A 19,465-nucleotide genomic window follows, 5' to 3' on the forward strand; every position below is an offset into this window, starting at 1 on the left:
TTCCAGGGCATCGAATTCGATGCCCGGACGAAAAACGGGGAGTGGCGGGGTGATTCGGGTTCCCGTTCGCCGCTCCGGTGCACGATTCCGGGAGGCGGGTGCCGTTTCCTTAAAAAAAGATTGTGCGTCGACAACGACATGGAGCGGCGGCCGTGAGGGCACTTCGATGCCCGCCGCTCTAATCACCTGTCCTGTGTGCATATTTACGATTTTACCGTGTTTCTTGTGTGCAACAGGTTGATGATTTTTCCGGGTAAAGCTAACTTCTCGTTAACGCATCTGGGCAAGAGTCCGACGGTGGGGAATCGCGGTTCCTCCGAGTCGATCAATCGTAACGACGGCCATCGCGGTTATCGCGGGCAGCCGTGCAACGGGCGAGTTTTCTTGTGCATTCGACGCGCACACGGCTGATGACGCCGCTGATCAACTGGAAAGCCGACACCGCCCTCGCTGGAGGATTCGGAAGCATGTTGAAGTGGGCGTGTTACGGCGCTTTGGGAGTTGTGACCGTCGCGGTGACGCTGGTCGCGGGAACCGAGGGCCTTCAGAATGCCGTCGCCAATGGTGATACGCGCACGCTGTCCCTCTATCACACGCACACCCGCGAATCGCTGACCGTCACCTTCCGCCGCAACGGCCGCTACGAACGGGGCGAACTCCAGAAGCTCAACTGGTTCCTGCGCGACTGGCGCAACGACGAAACCACGTCGATGGACCCGAAGCTGTTCGATATCGTCTGGGCGGCACAGCGTGAGGCGGGATCGAACGGCGCCGTCCGCGTGCTGTCGGCCTATCGCTCGCCCAAGACCAACGCCATGCTGCGCCGGCGCTCCAGCGCCGTGGCGAAGAACAGCCAGCACATGCAGGGCCGCGCGCTCGACTTCCAGCTCCCCGATGCGGACATGGCGCGGGTGCGCACCATCGGCATGCGCCTGCAGAGGGGCGGCGTCGGCTATTATCCCAACGTGCCGTTCGTCCATCTCGACTCCGGCTCCGTGCGGTCCTGGCCGCGGATGCCGCGCAGCCAGCTCGCCCGTCTTTTCCCGGACGGAAAAACCGTTCATTTGCCGGCTGACGGGCGGCCGTTCGAAGGTTATGAGGCTGCAAGGCAGATGATCGTCTCGCGCGGCGACCTCGTGCCCGGCATGAGCGCTGCGGACATCACGGCAGCGGCCGAGCAGCCGCAGCGGCGCCGCAGCCTGTGGGCGATGCTGTTCGGCGGCGCCGACGAGGAGGAGGATGCACAGGTTGCCGACACCTCCTCGCGCCGCCAGGTGGTGGCTTCCGCGTCGCGCAGCCAGCCGGCCGCCTACGATGACGATGGCGATGCCCGCAGCTTTTTCGTGAGCAGCCAGGCGCGCAACGCCGCGCCCGCACCGGCACGGCAGGCTCCCGCGCCACAACCGCCGGCACCGCCGGCACCCCCGCCGGTCGTTACGCCGGTTCGGCAGCCAGCCCCTCCGCCGCCTCCAGCTCCGGCGCCGGCTCCTCCGCCACCGGCGCTCGCGCCGATCCCGCCGATCCCGCCCGCGCCGGTCCCGTCGCTACCCTCCACGCCGCTTGTCATCGCGCGCAACGTGCCGATCACGCCGATTGCGCCGGCCGCGCGTGAGGTTCCCGTCGCCAGCTTCGACGGGCCGCTGCCGGTCGCGCGCCCGGTCGCCGCGCCGGAAGCGCCCGCGATCGAGGTGCCTGCGCCGGGCATCGCCGCGCCCGCCGCCGCCACGTCGGCCCTCGCCATGCTGCCGCTACCGCCGCGCCGTCCGGATGCAGGGGCGGCGGAGCCTGCCATGGTCGTCGCCGGCCTCCCGTTGGCATTCGTGCCGCAGCCGCCGGTTCGCCCCGGCGAACTCGTGCCGGAGCAGGCCGCCGCCGCCGGCGGGGACACGGGCAAGAGCGCCCTTGCCGCCATCGCCGCCGCTTCCGCCGGCGGGCGTGAGCCGGCGGGCGTCGACACGTCGATCCAGACCGCGGCCCTCGCCTATGCGGCCCCGGCGCTCGTGCGGCATCCCCTGCCGCCCGCCCGCCCCGTAGCGACTTCGGCACTGGCTGTCGCGGCCGCACCGGTGCCTGCGCCTGCGCCCGCACCCGCGCGGGTGACGCCGTCGCTGCCGCCCAAGGCGGCGCCGACCGGCGCCAGCGACGAGCGTAGCGCGCTGCGCCAGCTCTTCGCCATGGCTGTGACCGATACGGCGCCGTCGCCGCGCGCGAAGGTGAGCACGGCGCGCGTAACGGCGGCGAAACCCGCCGCGCGCGCTCCTGCCCCCGTTCAGGCAGCGCCTCCGGCGGTTGTCGTCCAGATGGGCTTCTCGAAGGATGCGTCGGAACTGTCGACGAACAGCTTCACCGGCCCGGCGGTCAGGCCGCTTCCGGTTGCCCGCTTCAATCAGTGAGCCGCGTTCGCCGTGCGTCCCCGGACGCACGGCGGGCCGGCATCAGGCCTGCATGCCCAGCGCCTGGAGATAGAGTTCGAGGATTGCATCCTCCTCGGCGCGCTCTTCCACCGGCTTCTTGCGAATCTGCACGATCTTGCGAATCGCCTTGGCGTCGAAGCCGCGACCCTTCAGTTCCGCGTAGACTTCCTTGATGTCGCCGGCGATGGCTGCTTTCTCTTCCTCAAGGCGTTCGATTCGTTCGATGAACTGCTTCAGTTCGTCCGCGGCGACGCCGCTGTCGGCTACGTCTGTGACCATGTATCCTTGCTCGTGACTGGGGGCATAAGCCCGGAAACTGCGTGCCGGCTAAAACCGGTGCCGATCTTCAATGCGTCAAACGTGTTGAAATTCGGTCAAGCCGGCGCGGCATCGCCGCGGGCCGGGGGTGCCGGGCGCGGCAGAATTTGTATAAGCAGGCTCGCGGCGCTTCGCCAACGCGAAATCGCTTGCGGCGCGCGGCCGGTCGTTGACAGCATCCGTGCGGATTGGCCACAACAGTCCGGCCGTCCGTTCACCGTCGCGCCCGGCAGCCACCCGGGCAGGAGAGTAGAGCCACCATGGTCCGCGTTTCCGTTCCGCCGTCCGCCCACCGTTGTCTGTCGTCCGTGCTCGTCGCCGGTCTGCTGGGCATGGGCCTCACGCTGCTCGCCACCGGCGCGGCGCGGGCGGATCTGCGAATCTGCAACATGACCACGAGCCGCATCGGCGTCGCGCTCGGATACCGCGACGGCCGCGGATGGCTGACGGAGGGGTGGTGGAACCTCGGCGTGCGCGATTGCGAGACGCTGGTGAGCGGCCCGCTCGCCGCCCGCTATTACTACATCCACGCCGTCGACTACGACCGTGGCGGCGAATGGTCCGGCAAGTCGCTGATGTGCACGCGCGAGAAGGAATTCACCATTCGCGGCGTTGAGGATTGCTTGGCGCGGGGGTTCGACCGCACCGGCTTCTTCGAGGTCGACACCGGCCAGCAGAAAAGCTGGACGATCCAGCTCACGGAGCAGAATCAACAGAGGGAGTAATACGGATGAAACGCGCCAGGCGCACGAAGATCGTCGCCACGCTCGGCCCCGCGTCGAACGGAGAGGAAATGATCGCGCGCCTTTTCGAGGCGGGCGTGGATGTGTTCCGCATCAACATGAGCCACACGTCGCATGAGGCGCTGCGCGAGCGGGTCGCGGCCATCCGGGAGGTCGAGGCGCGGTTCGGCCGGCCGATCGGCATCCTTGTCGACCTGCAGGGCCCGAAGTTGCGCGTCGGCCTCTTCGCCGACGAGCGGGTGATGCTCGACACCGGCGCGGAATTCGTGCTCGACGGCAGCAAGCGTCCGGGCGACGCGACGCGCGTCTGCCTGCCGCATCCGGAAATCCTGCAGGCGCTGGCGCCCGGCGACGCCATCCTCATCGACGACGGCAAGGTGCGGCTGGAGACGACCGCGGTCACGCGGACACGCGGCAAGGTGACGGCCAGGACGCGGGTCATCGTCGGCGGCAGCGTATCGAACCGCAAGGGCGTGAGCCTTCCGGACACCACGATCCCTGTTTCCGCCATGACGGAAAAGGACCTCGCCGATATCGAGGCGGCGGTGGCGCTGGGCGTGGACTGGATCGCGCTGTCCTTCGTCCAGCGGCCGGAGGACATCGCCGACGTGCGCAAGATCGCCAAGGGGCGCGCACTGGTCATGGCCAAGATCGAAAAGCCGCAGGCCGTGATGCATCTCGACGAGATCATGGAGGCCGCGGACGGGTTGATGGTGGCGCGCGGCGATCTCGGCGTCGAGATGCCGCTCGAAAAGGTGCCCGGCATCCAGAAGCGCATTACCCGGGCGGCGCGTGCGCTCGGGAAGCCCGTCGTCGTGGCGACGCAGATGCTCGAATCCATGATCTCGGCGCCGGTGCCGACGCGCGCCGAGGTGTCGGACGTGGCGACTGCCGTCTTCGAGGGCGCGGACGCCGTGATGCTGTCGGCGGAGAGCGCCGCCGGCCGCTATCCGCTGGAGGCGGTCGCCACGATGGATCGCATCGCCGTCGAGGTCGAGAGCGACGGCAACTATCCTCTCATCATCAACGGCCAGCGGGCGGAGCCGGAGGCGACGACCGCCGACGCCATCGCTGCCGGCGCGCGCTCCATGGCGGAGACGCTCCGGCTGCCCGCCATCGTGGCGTGGAGCTTTTCGGGCGCGACGGGCCTGCGCATCGCGCGTGAGCGGCCGCTCACATCCGTGCTGGCGTTGACGCCCAACGTGGAAACCGCGCGCCGTCTGACGCTGGCCTGGGGCGTTCATCCCATCGTGACGGCGGACGCGCGCGACGTCGACGACATGGCGCGGCGCGCCTGCGAGATCAGCGTTGCGGAAGGGTTCACGCAGCCCGGACAGCGCATTGCCGTCGTCGCCGGCGTACCTTTCGGCCGTCCGGGGGCGACCAACACCATCCGCATCGCCTCGACCGGCAGCGGGCGCTGAAGGCGCGCCCCGCCCGGCCTTGCGAAAGAACATCCGGGTCTTTGGCAAGTATTGATTCGCCGCAATGTGGATTGCCCGGCTAACTATAGTGGCCGGGTCCGGTTTTGCCGGTTGTACCGTGGCGCCAGACAGATTTAATTTTTATTCTCTGTGGAATGCCTGTATGTAGCGCCGAAGAGAACCGGAAGGGCATCGACTGATGAGCGCACTCTCGATCCACTATGATAGAGTTCTGTCGATTGTCGGAGAGGTTGTGCGCATTGCCTTGCCGTCCGCCGCCGTCGGTGAGGACCCCGACGGGCCTCGCTACGGCGATCTGGCTGTCATCAGCGAGGATGAGGGCGGAATAGCCGGCGGGGCGCGTCTGGCGCAGGTGGTGCGGCTGGATGCGGGCGAGGTGTCGCTGCAGGTGTTCGGCGGCACTCAGGGGCTCTCCACGCGCTCGAAGGCGCGGTTCCTCGGGCACGCGCCGCGGGTGGCGTTTTCGGGCAACATCCTCGGCCGCGTCTTCTCCGGTGACGGGCGCGTGTCGGATGGCGGTCCCTCGCTCGGCTACGAGCCGCAGGTCGAGATCGGCGGGCCGTCGGTCAATCCGGCGCGGCGCGCGCTCGCCTCGCGGATGATCCGCACGGACGTGCCGATGATCGACGTGTTCAACTGCCTGGTCGAAAGCCAGAAGATCCCGATCTTCTCGCGCGCGGGGGAGCCTTACGACGCGCTGCTCGCGCGCATCGGCGTGCAGGCGGATGCCGACATCGTGGTGTTCGGCGGGTTGGGGCTCACCTTCGACGACTATTGGCGCTTTCGCTCCACGTTCGAGGATGCGGGCGTGTTCTCGCGCACGGTCATGTTCGTCAACCAGGCCGCCGACCCGCCGCTCGAACGCCTGCTCGTGCCGGACATGGCGCTGGCCGTGGCCGAGAAGTTCGCCGTCGAGGAAAAGAAGCGCGTGCTCGTGCTGCTCACCGACATGACCGCCTTCGCCGATGCGCTCAAGGAGGTGGGCGTGGCGATGGAGCGCGTGCCATCCAACCGCGGCTATCTGGGCGACCTCTATTCGCAGCTCGCGCGTCGCTACGAGAAGGCCGCCGTCTTCCACGGCGCCGGATCGGTGACGATCCTGACCGTTACCACGATGCCGGGCGGCGATGTCACCCATCCGGTGCCCGACAACACGGGCTATATCACGGAAGGCCAGTTCTACCTGCACGACGGTGTCATCGACCCGTTCGGCTCGCTGTCGCGCCTCAAGCAGCACGTCATCGGCAAGGAAACGCGCGAGGACCATTCGGCGGTGATGAACACCATGATCCGCCTCTATGCCGGTGCGCGGGAGGCCGAGCGCAAGCAGGCGATGGCGTTCGAACTTTCGGATTACGACGAGCGGCTGGTGCGGTTCGGCGGCCTGTTCAAGGAACGGTTCATGGACATCTCCGCCTCGCTCACGCTGGAGCAGGCGCTCGATCTCGGCTGGCGCACCATGGCCGAGTGCTTCTCGCCGGAAGAGCTGCTGATACGCCAGAATCTTCTTGACAAATACTATCCGCAAGCCGCCTGAGGGAGTCCCGGCCCATGGCGCAAATTCCCCTCAGCAAGGCGCAGCTGGCGCGTGAGAAGGACAGTCTCGCGGCGAGCCGCCGTTTCCTGCCCGCGCTCGATCTCAAGCGCCAGCAACTGATGGCCGAGCGCAACAAGGCGCGCGCCGCCAGCCGCGAGACGCGGGCGGCGGCCGAGCGGGCCGTGGTCGAGGCCGGCGCCGCCATCCCCATGCTGGCGGACCGGCGCATTGACCTGAAAGGGCTGGTGAAGGTCGAAGCCGTGCGCATCGGCGAAAGGAACGTCGCCGGCGTCCGGCTGCCCGTGGTCGAGGACATCACGATCACGATCCGCCCCTACGGCCGCTTCGCCCGTCCGCACTGGGTGGACGACGCGGTGCGCCGGCTGGCGGAGGCGGCGCGGCTGCGCATCGAGGCGGAGGTCGCCGAGCGCGGCGTCGCGCTGCTCGACAAGGCGGTGACACGCACAACGCAGCGCGTCAACCTTTTCGACAAGATATTGATACCGCAGGCGGAAAAGAACATCCGCCGCATTCTCGTGGCGGTGGGCGACAACGAGCGGGCCGCGGTCGTCGGCGCCAAGCTCGCCAAGAAAAAGCGCGAGGAACACAAGTTCGGGGGCGCGACTGGCGGCAGCGACGGGGAGGGCGGCGTATGAGCATCGTCCCCATGCGCCGTATCACCCTTTGCGGGCTGGTCGGCGAGAAGGAAGCGATCTTCGCCGGCTTGCAGGACCTCGGCGTCGTGCATCTCATTCCGCTGCGCCAGCCGGGCACGCTCGCGCCGGAGGACCCGGTGCTTCGCCGGCGTACGGAAACGGCGTTTCGCCATCTTGAGGAAGCGCCTTACAAGCTGCGCCCGTTCCGGCCCACGACCGATCTCGACCAGGCGGCGGTGGTCGAGGAGATCGTCGCCAACCGCGCCCGCCTGCGCCAGCTGCGCGACCGCCGCGACGCGCTGGAACAGCGGATCGCCACGCTGGAGCAATGGGGCGATTTCAGCCTGCCGCCGGTCGACGACATCGGCGGCCAGCGGCTGTGGTTCTATGCCCTTCCCATCAGCGAGCGGCCGGCGCTGAAGCAGGTGGAACTGCCGTGGCAAATCGTCGGCAAGGGGCCGACGACGCTTTTCGTCGCCGTCGTCTCGCCGGATGAGCCGCCCGTCGACGTGCTGCCGGTGCCGCGCTCGCGCACGGGCAGCGTGCCGCTGGGCGACCTGCGGGTGGGGCTTGAGGACACCGAGTTCGCGATCGAGGAAGCCGAGGTCAGGCGCGCGGAACTCACCCGCTGGCGCCTCGCGCTCGGCCTGCGTCTGGCGGACGCGGCGGACAGCGACGAGCGGCGCGCCGTCGCCGAACAGACCTACGACGACGAGCAGGTCTTCGCCCTGCAGGGCTGGGTGCCCGTGGACGCCGTGGAAAAGCTGGAGGAGTTCGCGCAGCGGCGGGGGCTCGCCCTCGTCGTCGAGGAACCGTCGCCGGCCGACCGGCCGCCGACGCTGCTGCGCCCGCCCGCGCAGGTGGCGAGCGGTGCCGACCTGACCATGTTCTACACAAGCCCGGCCTATCGTAGCTGGGACCCCAGCCTGATCGTCTTCGTGTCCTTCGCCGCCTTCTTCGCCATGATCGTGGCGGATGCGGGCTATTCCGCGATCATCGCGGTGCTCGTGGCCGTGTTCTGGAGCAGGCTCGGCAAGACCCCGGCGCTGAGGCGCGGCCGCGTGCTGCTGGCGACGCTTGCGTCCGTCTCCTTCGTCTACGGCCTGCTGGCCGGCTCCTGGTTCGGCCTGCATCCGCCCGCGGGCAGTCTGATGGCCCGGATCGCGGTGATCGACGTGCGCGATTTCGATGCGATGATGCACCTGTCGATCGGCATCGGCGTGCTTCATCTCACAGTGGCGCTCGGCACTGTCGCATGGGTGAATCGCGGCACGGGCAAGACGGTCACCGCGCTCGGCTGGATCGCGACCATCTGGGCGGGCTTTCTCATGTGGCTCGGCGAGGGGGAGACGGTGGCGACCTCGCTGACGTCGGTCGTGTTCCTCGGCGGTCTTGTCGCGGTTGCCGTCGGCGGGGCGATGGAGCAGCCCGGGAACGATGCTGCCGGCTGGGGCAAGCGTGCGCTCTCCGGCATTCTCGCGCTCACGGGCATCACCAAGATCTTCGGCGACATCCTCAGCTATCTGCGGCTGTTTGCGCTGGGGCTCGCGAGCGCGTCGCTCGCCGCCACGTTCAATTCGCTGGCGCTGGAAATGCGCGGCGACAACCCGGGAATCGGCACGCTGCTGGCGATCGTGGTGCTGGTGCTCGGCCATGGCGTCAACCTCCTGCTCGGCCTGATGAGCGGCGTGGTGCACGGCCTGCGGCTCAACTTCATCGAGTTCTTCAGTTGGGGGTTGACCGACGAAGGTTACCCCTTCCGTGCCTTCGCCAGACGGGCGGCCGCTGCGCCGTCCGTACACGCCAAATGAAAGAGGCAGTCAATGAACGAGTTCATCATCGCTCTCGGGTGGCTTGGCGTGTTCGCGCCGATGGGGCTTGGCGCGCTCGGCAGCGCCATCGGCGTGGCGCTGGCCGGGCAGGCGGCCATCGGCGCCATGCTGGAGACGGACAGCAACTACGGGCGCTATCTGGGTGTCTCCCTCATGCCGTCGTCGAACGTGATCTATGGCATCGTGGTGATGTTCTCGCTGCAGCAGCCGATCACGCCTGAAAACGGCGGGGCGCTGTTCGGCATCGGCTTCCTCACGGGTATCGTGCTGCTCTATTCCGGCATGTGGCAGGGGCGTGTGTGCGCCAGCGCCATCGCGGCCTCCAAGAACAAGCCGGAGATCTTCGGCCTGAGCCTTGCGCCGGCGGCGATCGTCGAGGGCTTCCAGGTGTTCGCTTTCGTCTTCGCGCTCGTGCTGGCGGGCAGCATCGCATCGTGATCCCGCAACGGGGAGGGGAGCCACATGGCTGAAAAGACAGGAGCGCAGCGCACGGCATCGGGCGTCGAGGCGCTGATCGCCCGCCTGCGGGATGAGGGCGTGGGTGCCGGCCGCACCGAGGCGGAGCGCATCGTCGGCGAGGCGCAGGTGCTGGCCCGCGCCACCGTCGAAGAGGCGGAGGAGCAGGCCGCCGGCATGCTGGAAAAGGCACGCCGCGAGGCCGCCAACCTTCAGCGCGCCGGCGAGGATGCGCTGAAGGCCGCCGCCCGCGATACCGTGCTGGACCTCAAGGACTATCTCTCGCGCCGTTTCGCGGGCGACGTCGCCAAGACGGTTTCCGCCGCCATGCGCGACGAGGAGCTGCTGAAACGCATGATCCTGGCCGTCGCCGGGCGCGTGCGGGAGGAGGCGGGCGTGGACCGCTCGCAGGAAGTGGTGTTCCAGCTGCCGCGCGCGGCCGTGGGGCTCGACGAATTGCGCCGCCGGCCCGAGGAGCTGAAGGAGGGATCGCTGACGCATTTCGCCGCCGCCTCCGCCGCCGCCATGCTGCGCGAGGGCGTGACCTTCGCGCGCGCGGACGACGATGCCGGCGGGCTGCGCATCCAGCTTCTGGACAGGGGCGTCTCCGTCGATCTCACGGATCAGGCGGTGGCGGACATGATCCTCGCCCATCTGCAGCCGCGATTCCGCGCGCTGCTGGAAGGCGTCGTGAAATGAACGGGTCGCGGGCGGACCCCTACGTCATGCTGGTGGCGAGCCTGCCCGATCTTGGCGGGTTCCTGGAGGCGCAATCCCCGCCGATAAACTGGCTTCAGATCGAGGAGCGGCTGGCGATGCTGACGCCGCAGGACCGGGCGCAGCTGGAGGCCATGGCCGGCATCATCGCGTGGGAGCGCATCCAGGCGGAGGACGAGGACGCGACCGTGCTTGCGCGCGCGGAGCAGGTGGTTGCCTCGCTGGAGAGCGACGTTCTGCGCGATCTGGTGCGTGACAGGCTGGAAATCCGCACCGTCATCGCCGCCCTGCGCCGCCGGCACGCCGGGGAGGATGCGCCCGCCGCCCATGTGCGCTGGGGCTACGGCCGCTTCGTGAACACGATCCGCGCCAACTGGAGCGACCCGGCTTTCGGCATCGCGCGCGCCTTTCCGTGGGTGGGGCTGGCGCGCGAGAAGCTGGAGAGCGGCGACACCGCCGGCCTCGAACGGGTGATCCTGCAGGCGGTATGGACCGCGGCCGGGCGTTACGCGGATGCGCATTCCTTCGATATCGAAGCCGTCGCCATCTATCTGCTGCGTTGGGCCATCGTGAACAACTGGGCGCAATACGACACCGCCGCCGCCACATCGCGCTTCACCCGCCTGCTCGACGAGGCGCTCGACGACGCCCTTCCCAACCGCGAGGCCGTGATATGACCGGACCAGTTTCCGCCGACAGCTCATCCCGCGTCGCGACGCCGACGGCGACCGTGGTCGCGGTGCAGGAGGACATCATCCGCCTGCGGCTGAACGACCCCGACGAGGGCCGCCTGGTGAAGAACGAGGTGATCTACATCCGTCCCGCCCGCGCGCCTGACCAGCGGCTGAAGGGCGAGGTGCTGCGCGTGCAGGGTGACACCGCCGACGCGCAGGTGTTCGAGAGCACGGTCGGCGTCGGCCTCGGCGACCCCGTTGAGCAGACTGGCCGCCAGTTGTCGATCCGCCTCGGCCCCGGCCTGCTGGGACAGGTCTACGACGGCCTCCAGAATCCGCTGGAAGGGCTGGCGGCAGGGCATGGCGTGTTCCTGCCGCGCGGCGTCGAGGTGCCGGGCCTCGACAGGGTAGCGAAATGGGCCTTCACCGCCACGCGGCGGGTCGGCGACAGGGTGAAGGCGGGCGACGTGCTCGGCCTCGTGCCGGAAGGGCCGATCACCCACAAGATCATGGTGCCGTTCGGTCTCGACGAGACGGTGACGATCGACTGGATCCGCGACGGCTCCATGACCATCGACGAACCGCTCGCGCGCCTCAAGGCGGATTCGGGCGCGAGCCGCACCATCACCATGGAGCAGGAGTGGCCCGTGCGCGAGGCGCTGCCGCGCCGGCTGCTGGCGAAGGGCTATTCCACCCGTCTCTATCCGCACGAGCCGATGGTGACGACCCAGCGCATCATCGACGCCTTCTTCCCCGTCGTGCAGGGCGGGGCGGCCTGCATCCCCGGCCCGTTCGGCGCGGGCAAGACGGTGCTGCTCAACCTCCTCGCCCGCCATTCCGATGTCGACGTGGTCATTCTCGTCGCCTGCGGCGAGCGCGCCGGCGAGGTCGTGGAGACGATCACCGAGTTTCCGCAGCTCACCGACCCGCGCACTGGCAACTCGCTGATGGACCGCACGGTGATCGTGTGCAACACGTCGTCGATGCCGGTCGCCTCGCGCGAGGCCTCGATCTACACAGGCATTACTATCGGCGAGTACTACCGCCAGATGGGCCTGCGCACCCTGATGATCGCCGACAGTTCGTCGCGCTGGGCGCAGGCCATGCGCGAGATTTCCGGGCGTCTGGAGGAAATCCCCGGCGAGGAAGCCTTCCCCGCCTATCTCGACAGCGCGATCAAGGGCGTCTATGAGCGCGCCGGCGTGCTCGCCACCAACGACGGCGACAAGGGGGCGCTGACCATCATCGGCGCGGTGTCGCCCGCGGGCGGCAATTTCGAGGAGCCGGTGACGCAGTCGACGCTCGCCGCCGTCAAGTGCTTTCTCGGCCTGTCCTACGACCGCGCCTACAAGCGCTTCTATCCGGCCATCGACCCGTTGCAGTCGTGGTCGCGCTACCGGCAGCAGCTCGAAGGCTGGTACACGGAGCACATGGGCGCCGGCTGGAGCGGGCAGGTGACCGAACTCATCGAACTGCTGCGGCGCGGCGACGAGATCGCCCGCATGGAGCAGGTGGCGGGCGAGGAGGGCATCAGCACCGACGACTTCGTCACCGCCGAGGCGGCGCGCTTCGTCGACATGGTATTCCTCCAGCAGGACGCCTTCGACCCGATTGACTCCTCGGCCTCGCCGGAGCGGCAGAAGGAGCTGTTCTCGCTCGTCTACTCCGTCGCCACCCGCCCCTACGGCTTCGAGGACAAGGACGCGGTGCGCCGCCATTTCACGAAGCTTACCGGCCTGTTCAAGAACTACAACTACGCCGCGCCCGGATCCAACGAGGCCACGCGCCTGCTCGACGAAATCGCGAAGCTCGACGCCGCCGCACCGGTTAGTTGACGCCTAAAGCGCGTTCCGATCAGATGCTTCCATCTGATCGGAACGCGCTTTAACATGAAGAAATTTTCCCGGCTCAATAACAAGAAAGGGGGAGAACCGTGTTCGATTCAGTCAGGCTGGAACACAAGCTGGGCAAGGAGGAGTTCAAGGAAATCGAGGCGCAGCTTCGTAACGAGCTGCTCGATGCCCAGCGGGAGATGCAGGAGCGCGGCACCCACAGCATCATGATCCTGATCAACGGCGCCGACGGCGCCGGGAAGGGCGAGGTGCTGAACCGGCTCTACGAGTGGCTCGACCCGCGCTATCTCGAAACGATCGGCATCGATATCCGCGACAAAACCAATAACGACTGGCCGAAGGAATGGTACTACTGGCGCGGCGTGCCGGCCAAGGGGCGCGTCGCCGCCGTGCTGGGCTCGTGGTATCATTTGATGTTGCGCGAGCGGGCGCTCGGCCATCTGAACCGCGAGGGTTTTCTCGGCTCCGTGGCGGTGGCGCGCGAGCATGAGACCATGCTGGGCCATGAAGGAGTCCGCGTGCTCAAGCTGTGGCTGCACCTCAATCCGGATGAGGCCGAGCGGCGCTATCGCAAGGCGCGCGGCAAAAGCGGCTTCGGCCACCCGCTGGTGCAGGAATGGGCGGACGTGCCGGCCGCCCACAACAAGAAGCGCCTGCATGAGGCCGCGAAGGAAGTGGCCCAGCTCGTCTCGCCGGATGCGGTGCCGTGGGTCGTCGTGCCCGCCGCCGACGCCCGCTACCGCGACGTTGCCGTCGGCCGGGCGCTGCTGGCCCTCATGCGCGCAACTTTCGCGGCTGCCGAACCGAAGGCTCCGGCCGAGGCGACGCCGGGGGCCGAGGTGCTCTCCCCGGTCGCCACACGGCCGCTGCCGCGCCCATCGATCGTCGGCGCCATCGATCTGACGAAGACCGTCGATCCGAAGGACTACAAGCACCGCCTCAGGGAGGATCAGCGCCGCATCTTCGAGCTGACCTCGTCCGAGGCGTTCCGCAAACGCGGCCTCGTCTGTGTGTTCGAGGGCAACGACGCTGCCGGCAAGGGCGGCTGCATCCGCCGCCTCCGGCAGGCGCTCGACCCGCGCGACTTCCGCGTGCACGCCGTCGCCGCTCCGTCCGACGAGGAACTCGCCCGTCCCTATCTCTGGCGATTCTGGCGCAACATCCCGCGCAGAGGCAGGACGGCTGTTTTCGACCGTAGCTGGTATGGCCGCGTGCTCGTGGAGCGCGTCGAGGGCTTTGCCTCGGTCGCGGACTGGACGCGCGCCTACGGGGAGATCAACGCCTTCGAGCGCCAGTTGACGCGCAACGGCTATATCGTCCTCAAGTTCTGGCTGGCGATCAGCCCGGAAGAGCAGCTTCGCCGCTTCGAGGAGCGTGCGGACACGCCCTACAAGCAGTTCAAGATCACGGATGAGGACTGGCGCAACCGCGAGAAGTGGGATCTTTACGAGGAAGCCGTCACCGACATGGTGGACCGCACATCCACGCCGTTCGCGCCATGGACGCTGGTGCCCGCCGTCGACAAGCGCTACGCACGTGTCACAGTGCTGAACACGGTCGCCGATCGCCTGGAACTCGCGCTGTCGTAGCGTTCCGGGTCAAAGAAGGACGGGTGGCAAGACGCGGTCACGGTCGGCCAGCAGGCGCGCCGTGGCGGCGTTCGCCTCGCCGGCCGCTTCCAGCAGGAGACCCATGTCGAGAGCCGAGCGCCCGGCGAGCGCGGCGACGAGGCCGGCGGCGAAGCAGTCGCCCGCGCCTGTCATGTCCGGCAGGTCGAGGCGGCGCGGCACGGGGGCGAGAGCTTCGCTCCGGCCGTCCGTGACCGTGACCGGGCCTGGCCCGTCCGTCAGCACGAGCCACTCCGCCCGCCCGCCGGTGACCCTCTCCGCCGCCGGCCACAGGTCGGGCGCGGCACGTGGCGCGAGGTCCGCCCGCGATCCCACCACGACGGTCGCGGGCATTGGCATGGCCTGTGACAGGGGAAACTGCGCCACGACCAGCGGCAGGCTTTCGAGCGCCGCGAGGCCGGCTTCGTCATAGGCCCGCGCGTTGATGTAGGCTGCGTCGAAATCCGCGTTCGCCGGCACCCGTATCGCGGGGCGGACGTGGCTGGCGGAGAAGACGATCGTCCGCTCGCCCTCTGGATCGAGAAGGATTTCCACAAGCTGCGTCTCACCCGCGACGAGCCGGACATGGCGCGTATCGATGCCCAGCCGGCGCAGCGCGGCGATGGCCGCGTGCCCGCCGGCGTCGTCCGTCAGCGCCGTGGCCAGTACGACGTCATGACCGAGGCTGCGCAGTGCGCTGGCTGTGTTGAAGCCGCCACCACCGAGCCGTGTTTCCCGCGTCTGCCAGTGGAGGCGCGCGCCGGACACGAGAGGCCTGTCGAGCCGCCACACCCGGTCGTGATGGACATGTCCCAAAACTAGTATTCTGGCCATTGCACGCCGCTCGCCGGTCGCATCGCGATTTTGCGTCCGGATGCCATGCCGGCAGGGCACCCGGGTGCAAGATACAGAACCCGGCGCGAGGAAGCGAGGGACCGGGAGGGCTTTTCGGCGAGGCACCCTCCCGATCCCGCTGTTTTCCGCCTCAGGCCGCGCCGCCCTTCGCGAGCGCCTGCTCGCGAATCTGGCTCAGGCTCTGGCGCGGTGTCAGCGCCTCGGGATCGATGCGGATTTCGATCAGCGCGGGCTTGCCGGACTGTTCGGCGCGTTCGAAAGCGGGGGCGAAGGCGGCGGTGTCCTCCACCGTTTCGCCGTGCAGGCCGTAGGCCCGGGCAAGGGCCGCGAAATCCGGGTTGGTGAGCTGCGTTCCGGAGACGCGCCCGGGATAGTGGCGCTCCTGATGCATGCGGATGGTGCCGTACATGCCGTTGTTGATGACGAGCACGATGATGCGCGCGTCGTACTGCGCCGCCGTCGCCAGCTCCTGCCCGTTCATCAGGAAGCAGCCGTCGCCGGCGAAGGCGACCACCGTCCGCGCGCGGTCGGTGAGCTTGGCGGCGATGGCCGCCGGCACGCCGTAGCCCATGGAGCCGTTCGTCGGCCCGAGCTGCGTGCGGTAGGTGCGGTACTGGTAGAAACGATGTGCCCAGGACGAGTAGTTCCCGGCGCCCGTCGTCAGGATGGCGTCGGCGGGCAGGTGCGCGCGCAGCCACGCCATGATGTCACCCATCTGCACGTTGCCGGGAACGCGCGGATGCGCGAGGTTGTCCAGATAGTCCGCGTTCGCCCCCCGCAGCCACGCCTCCCGGTATGACCAGTCGACGGGCGCGAGCGCCGCCGCGCGCCGGGCGAAGGCGCCGACGCTGGCGTTGATGGCAAGCGTCGGGTGATAGACGCGCCCCAGTTCCTCCGCGCCCGGATGCACGTGCACCAGCGGCTGGCGGGGCACCGGAATGTCGAGCAGCGTGTAGCCGCCCGTCGTCATCTCGCCGAGGCGGGCGCCGACCGCGATCAGCAGGTCGCTGTTCCTGACCCGCTCAAGAAGCCCGGGCCCGGCCGCGATGCCGAGGTCGCCCGCGTAGTGCGGATGCGTGTTGTCGAAGAGGTCCTGACAGCGGAAGGAGGCCGCGACCGGCAGGCCCGCCACCTCGCTGAAGGCGCGGATGTCGGCGACGGACTGCTGCGACCACCCGCCGCCGCCCACGACGACGAGGGGGCGCTGCGCCTGTTGCAGGTGTCCGTGCAACTCCTGCAACTGGTCGGGACCGGGATGGATTTCGGTGCGGACATAGGCGGGCGCGTCGCGCGCTTCCGCGAGATCCGTCAGCATGTCCTCGGGCAGCGCGACCACGACGGGGCCGGGGCGCCCGTTGACCGCGCGGTGGAACGCCTGGCTCACGAGTTCCGGAATCCGCTCGGCGGCGTCGATCTCCACCACCCATTTCGCCAGATGCCCGAACATGTGGCGGTAGTCGATCTCCTGAAACGCCTCCCGTTCGGCCTGATCGCGCGCGACCTGACCGATGAAGAGGATGAGCGGCGTCGAGTCCTGAAAGGCGGTGTGGACGCCGATGGAGGCGTTCGTCGCGCCCGGCCCGCGGGTGACGAAGCAGATGCCGGGCTTGCCCGTCAGCTTTCCGTAGGCCTCCGCCATGTAGCACGCGCCGCCCTCCTGCCGGCAGACGATCAGCTCGACGGCGTCGCGCGCGTCATGGAGGGCATCGAGCACGGCCAGATAGCTTTCCCCCGGCACGCAGAATGCGCGGTCCACCCCGTGAATGCGCAACGCATCGACGAGTATCTGCCCGCCGTTGCGCTTCCCTTTCGTTATGTTCATTGTACTGAAATCCCGAGATTGAGCGGAAACGACCTGGCCGTCCCGTCAGCGGTTGGCGTGAAAGCGGTTGAGAAAGCTCCGGAGCCGCTCGTTTTTCGGATGGTGCAGGATTTCGTCCGGCGTGCCAATTTCCGCCATGACGCCGTTGTTCATGAATCCGACGCGGGTGGAGACATCCGCCGCGAAGCCCATTTCGTGCGTGACGAGGATCATGGTCATGCCGTCGCGGGCGAGGTCGCTGATGACGCCCAGCACCTCTCCCACCAGTTCGGGGTCGAGCGCCGAGGTCGGCTCGTCGAACAGCATGATGTCGGGCTTCATGGCGAGGGCGCGGGCAATGGCCACGCGCTGCTTCTGCCCGCCCGAAAGCTTGGAGGGAAAGACGTCCGCCTTGTCGGCGAGCCCCACCTTCGACAGCAGGTCGAGCGCATGTTCGCGCGCCTCGCCGATCGGGATGCCCTTCGCCTGAACCGGCCCCTCGATGATGTTGTCGATCACCTTCATGTGCGGAAACAGGTTGAAGTGCTGGAAAACCATGCCGACATCGCGGCGCAGCGCGACGAGTTCGCGGTCGCGCGGCGGCGCGCCGGTCTGCGAAAAGCCGAAGCGGCGGCCGTTGATCTCCAGAAAGCCGTCCTGCGGCGTCTCCAGCAGGTTCATGCAGCGCAGGAACGTCGATTTGCCCGAGCCGCTCGCGCCGATGAGCGTGACCACCTCGCCGGGCGCGACCTTGAGCGACGCCCCCTTGAGAACGTGCAGGTTGCCGAAGGACTTGTGGATGCCCTCGGCGACGAGAATGGGCCGTTGCTGACCGTTCATTTGTGCGCTCCCATTCTGGCTTCGATGCGGTCCGCGACGAGCGTCAGCGGAAACAGGACGGCGAAGTAGAGCACGGCGATGACCGTATAGACCTCCAGCGGGCGGTAGCTCGCCGCCGTGATGACCGAGCCCTGATAGAGCAGGTCGCTCACCGCGACGACGGATACCAGCGATGTGTTCTTGAGCTGCAGGACCGTCTGGTTGATCAGGGAGGGGATCATCACCTGTACGGCCTGCGGCAGGATGATGCGCCGGAAAATTTTTCCCCGGCGCATGCCGATGGCCCTACCGGCCTCCCACTGTCCCTTGTCGACGGCCAGGATGCCGCCACGGAAGATTTCGGCATAGAACGAACCCGCATAGAGCGAGAGCGTGATGAAACAGGCCGTGGCCGCGGACATGTCCACGCCGATCAGCACCGGCAGCGCGTAATAGACCCACACGAGCTGCACCAGCAGCGGCGTGCAGCGGAACACCTCGATGTAGGCCCTCAGCAGGATGTCCAGCCAGCGCGCGGCGTTGAGGCGCAGTATCCCGACGACGAGGCCGATGGCCGCGCCCGCGGCGACCGTGACGAGCGTGTAGATGACCGTCGTGCCAAGCCCGTTCCAGATCAGCCCCCAATAGGGCTGAAGCGCCGAAAAATCCCATGAATACATATTGTGCGACCTGTCAGAACTGCACTTCAGGCGGCAAATCCGCAGCCGTCAGGCCAAGGATGGCGAAGCCTTCCAGCAGCCATTCCCGCGTCTGGCCGATGGAGCGGTTGTAGTCGGCCCATATGCTCAGGAAGCGGGCGAAGAACTGGTCCTTGTCCGCGCGCAGGGCGATATTCGTGGGCAGCGTGAGAACCGGTCGCGGGAGCGCGATACCGCCCAGGTTCGGGTTCTTCTTCAGCGTGGTGAGCGCGAGCACTGTCAGCGACACGTTGCAGTCCGCCCGGCCCGTGGCGACGGCGAGGATCGCCTCGTCGCGGTTCTTGAGGCTCGATATCGTGGCCTTGGGGGCGTAGCGGCGGGCGATCAGCTCGTGGGTCGAGCCCGTATCGACGGCGATCTTCACCTCCGGCTTGTTGAGGTCCTGCCACGTCTCCGGCTTGGCGAATTTCTTGCCGGTGATCACCATGAACGAGTGGACGAGAATCGGCGTGGTGAAGTCCACGACAAGCGCACGCTCCGGCGTGGGGTTCACCGCGAAGGCGAGGTCGATCTTGTTGCCTTGCAGGTCCAGCACCTGGCTGCCCCAGGTCGATTCCACGATCTCGATGCGCGCGTTGAGCTTGCTCGCGATGTCCTTCGCCATGCTGATGCAGGCGCCGGACCATTCTCCGCTGGCGAGGTCCTTGTGGAAGTAAGGCTCCTGCCCGACGATGGCGCCGACACGCAACACCCCCGTGCTCTTGATGCGTTCGAAGGTCGAGCCGCCGGACGCCGTCTGCGCCTCCGCCGGTTTCGATGCCACGGCGGCGGCGCCAGCACCCAGCGCCAGCGCGGTCAATATGTTTCTGCGATGCATGTGAACGGTCCCTCTGTTGCTTGTTGGCCCTGAAAGCGGCCGCGTCCGGGTTTGTCCGCGCGGAGGCGCCGCCGTTCGCCAGCAGGAAAATTATTCCTGCATTCAGGATGAAATTCAAGTCAGTATTTTAATCGCGGAGTGTTTTCCGCATGCGAAAGAATTATCGCGCTGCCTATTTTTCAGGCACGCAGTTCGCGTGCCG

17 protein-coding genes are annotated in these 19,465 nt (G+C 67.8%); 11 read left to right on the forward strand and 6 right to left on the reverse strand.

Features of this window, described 5'->3' with window-relative positions; translation table 11 throughout:
- Positions 1–467 precede the first annotated feature (467 nt).
- A complete protein-coding gene (locus ACFFJ7_RS13860) occupies positions 468–2,393 on the forward strand; it encodes a peptidoglycan L,D-endopeptidase MepK (RefSeq protein WP_377593071.1) in 1,926 nt (641 codons plus the stop codon).
- A 42-nt stretch (positions 2,394–2,435) separates the two neighbouring features.
- On the opposite strand, the gene ACFFJ7_RS13865 is transcribed toward ACFFJ7_RS13860, so the two are convergent.
- Complete coding sequence (locus tag ACFFJ7_RS13865; protein WP_166952378.1) at positions 2,436–2,693, reverse strand: DUF2312 domain-containing protein; 258 nt, start codon at positions 2,691–2,693, stop codon at positions 2,436–2,438.
- A gap of 299 nt (positions 2,694–2,992) precedes the next feature.
- On the opposite strand from ACFFJ7_RS13865, the gene ACFFJ7_RS13870 reads away from it, so the two are divergent.
- The 10 genes from ACFFJ7_RS13870 to pap all read left to right on the forward strand — a co-directional run bounded on the left by ACFFJ7_RS13870 (position 2,993) and on the right by pap (position 14,234).
- Positions 2,993–3,457: a DUF1036 domain-containing protein gene (locus ACFFJ7_RS13870; RefSeq protein ID WP_377593072.1), complete on the forward strand. Its 465-nt coding sequence runs from the start codon at positions 2,993–2,995 to the stop codon at positions 3,455–3,457.
- Between the two features lie 5 nt (positions 3,458–3,462).
- Positions 3,463–4,899, forward strand: coding sequence for a pyruvate kinase (gene pyk / locus ACFFJ7_RS13875; RefSeq protein ID WP_377593074.1), 1,437 nt, complete (start codon positions 3,463–3,465; stop codon positions 4,897–4,899).
- A 199-nt stretch (positions 4,900–5,098) separates the two neighbouring features.
- A complete protein-coding gene (locus ACFFJ7_RS13880) occupies positions 5,099–6,457 on the forward strand; it encodes a V-type ATP synthase subunit B (protein WP_166952369.1) in 1,359 nt (452 codons plus the stop codon).
- A 14-nt stretch (positions 6,458–6,471) separates the two neighbouring features.
- Positions 6,472–7,113 carry a V-type ATP synthase subunit D gene (locus ACFFJ7_RS13885; protein ID WP_166952367.1) on the forward strand — a complete coding sequence of 214 codons (642 nt, stop codon included), beginning with the start codon at positions 6,472–6,474 and terminating at the stop codon, positions 7,111–7,113.
- Positions 7,110–8,924 carry a V-type ATP synthase subunit I gene (locus tag ACFFJ7_RS13890; RefSeq protein ID WP_377593075.1) on the forward strand — a complete coding sequence of 605 codons (1,815 nt, stop codon included), beginning with the start codon at positions 7,110–7,112 and terminating at the stop codon, positions 8,922–8,924. The genes ACFFJ7_RS13885 and ACFFJ7_RS13890 overlap by 4 nt, the downstream gene beginning before the upstream one ends.
- 12 nt (positions 8,925–8,936) lie before the next feature.
- Positions 8,937–9,383, forward strand: a complete 447-nt coding sequence (locus ACFFJ7_RS13895) for an ATP synthase subunit C (protein ID WP_166952361.1) — start codon at positions 8,937–8,939, stop codon at positions 9,381–9,383.
- A 24-nt stretch (positions 9,384–9,407) separates the two neighbouring features.
- Positions 9,408–10,100 carry a hypothetical protein gene (locus tag ACFFJ7_RS13900; protein WP_166952357.1) on the forward strand — a complete coding sequence of 231 codons (693 nt, stop codon included), beginning with the start codon at positions 9,408–9,410 and terminating at the stop codon, positions 10,098–10,100.
- Positions 10,097–10,795, forward strand: coding sequence for a hypothetical protein (locus ACFFJ7_RS13905; RefSeq protein ID WP_377593077.1), 699 nt, complete (start codon positions 10,097–10,099; stop codon positions 10,793–10,795). The genes ACFFJ7_RS13900 and ACFFJ7_RS13905 overlap by 4 nt, the downstream gene beginning before the upstream one ends.
- Positions 10,792–12,627, forward strand: coding sequence for a V-type ATP synthase subunit A (locus ACFFJ7_RS13910; RefSeq protein WP_166952351.1), 1,836 nt, complete (start codon positions 10,792–10,794; stop codon positions 12,625–12,627). Before ACFFJ7_RS13905 ends, ACFFJ7_RS13910 begins: the two co-directional genes overlap by 4 nt.
- Before the next feature lie 98 nt (positions 12,628–12,725).
- Complete coding sequence (gene pap, locus ACFFJ7_RS13915) at positions 12,726–14,234, forward strand: polyphosphate:AMP phosphotransferase (RefSeq protein ID WP_377593078.1); 1,509 nt, start codon at positions 12,726–12,728, stop codon at positions 14,232–14,234.
- A 9-nt stretch (positions 14,235–14,243) separates the two neighbouring features.
- Here the strand turns inward: pap and ACFFJ7_RS13920 are convergent, their stop codons facing one another.
- The 5 genes from ACFFJ7_RS13920 to ACFFJ7_RS13940 all read right to left on the reverse strand — a co-directional run bounded on the left by ACFFJ7_RS13920 (position 14,244) and on the right by ACFFJ7_RS13940 (position 19,263).
- Entirely contained in the window at positions 14,244–15,086 is an 843-nt protein-coding gene (locus tag ACFFJ7_RS13920) for a PfkB family carbohydrate kinase (RefSeq protein WP_377593079.1), read from the reverse strand.
- 151 nt (positions 15,087–15,237) lie between these two features.
- Positions 15,238–16,929 (reverse strand): thiamine pyrophosphate-binding protein, encoded by a 1,692-nt coding sequence (locus ACFFJ7_RS13925; RefSeq protein WP_377593080.1) that lies wholly within the window; start codon positions 16,927–16,929, stop codon positions 15,238–15,240.
- Between the two features lie 45 nt (positions 16,930–16,974).
- Positions 16,975–17,748: an amino acid ABC transporter ATP-binding protein gene (locus tag ACFFJ7_RS13930; protein ID WP_208394187.1), complete on the reverse strand. Its 774-nt coding sequence runs from the start codon at positions 17,746–17,748 to the stop codon at positions 16,975–16,977.
- Positions 17,745–18,407, reverse strand: coding sequence for an amino acid ABC transporter permease (locus tag ACFFJ7_RS13935; protein ID WP_166952339.1), 663 nt, complete (start codon positions 18,405–18,407; stop codon positions 17,745–17,747). The genes ACFFJ7_RS13930 and ACFFJ7_RS13935 overlap by 4 nt, the downstream gene beginning before the upstream one ends.
- 13 nt (positions 18,408–18,420) lie before the next feature.
- Positions 18,421–19,263 (reverse strand): transporter substrate-binding domain-containing protein, encoded by an 843-nt coding sequence (locus tag ACFFJ7_RS13940; protein WP_166952336.1) that lies wholly within the window; start codon positions 19,261–19,263, stop codon positions 18,421–18,423.
- Positions 19,264–19,465 lie beyond the last annotated feature (202 nt).

This window comes from Pseudochelatococcus lubricantis, assembly GCF_042432495.1.
In the GTDB taxonomy this organism is placed as follows: Bacteria; Pseudomonadota; Alphaproteobacteria; order Rhizobiales; family Beijerinckiaceae; genus Pseudochelatococcus; species Pseudochelatococcus lubricantis.

Coding starts and splice junctions, on each gene's coding strand:
- ACFFJ7_RS13860 (WP_377593071.1), top strand. CDS start 468: ATGTTGAAGTGGGCGTGTTACGGCGCTTTGGGAGTTGTGACCGTCGCG.
- ACFFJ7_RS13865 (WP_166952378.1), bottom strand. CDS start 2,693: ATGGTCACAGACGTAGCCGACAGCGGCGTCGCCGCGGACGAACTGAAG.
- ACFFJ7_RS13870 (WP_377593072.1), top strand. CDS start 2,993: ATGGTCCGCGTTTCCGTTCCGCCGTCCGCCCACCGTTGTCTGTCGTCC.
- pyk (WP_377593074.1), top strand. CDS start 3,463: ATGAAACGCGCCAGGCGCACGAAGATCGTCGCCACGCTCGGCCCCGCG.
- ACFFJ7_RS13880 (WP_166952369.1), top strand. CDS start 5,099: ATGAGCGCACTCTCGATCCACTATGATAGAGTTCTGTCGATTGTCGGA.
- ACFFJ7_RS13885 (WP_166952367.1), top strand. CDS start 6,472: ATGGCGCAAATTCCCCTCAGCAAGGCGCAGCTGGCGCGTGAGAAGGAC.
- ACFFJ7_RS13890 (WP_377593075.1), top strand. CDS start 7,110: ATGAGCATCGTCCCCATGCGCCGTATCACCCTTTGCGGGCTGGTCGGC.
- ACFFJ7_RS13895 (WP_166952361.1), top strand. CDS start 8,937: ATGAACGAGTTCATCATCGCTCTCGGGTGGCTTGGCGTGTTCGCGCCG.
- ACFFJ7_RS13900 (WP_166952357.1), top strand. CDS start 9,408: ATGGCTGAAAAGACAGGAGCGCAGCGCACGGCATCGGGCGTCGAGGCG.
- ACFFJ7_RS13905 (WP_377593077.1), top strand. CDS start 10,097: ATGAACGGGTCGCGGGCGGACCCCTACGTCATGCTGGTGGCGAGCCTG.
- ACFFJ7_RS13910 (WP_166952351.1), top strand. CDS start 10,792: ATGACCGGACCAGTTTCCGCCGACAGCTCATCCCGCGTCGCGACGCCG.
- ACFFJ7_RS13920 (WP_377593079.1), bottom strand. CDS start 15,086: ATGGCCAGAATACTAGTTTTGGGACATGTCCATCACGACCGGGTGTGG.
- ACFFJ7_RS13925 (WP_377593080.1), bottom strand. CDS start 16,929: ATGAACATAACGAAAGGGAAGCGCAACGGCGGGCAGATACTCGTCGAT.
- ACFFJ7_RS13930 (WP_208394187.1), bottom strand. CDS start 17,748: ATGAACGGTCAGCAACGGCCCATTCTCGTCGCCGAGGGCATCCACAAG.
- ACFFJ7_RS13935 (WP_166952339.1), bottom strand. CDS start 18,407: ATGTATTCATGGGATTTTTCGGCGCTTCAGCCCTATTGGGGGCTGATC.
- ACFFJ7_RS13940 (WP_166952336.1), bottom strand. CDS start 19,263: ATGCATCGCAGAAACATATTGACCGCGCTGGCGCTGGGTGCTGGCGCC.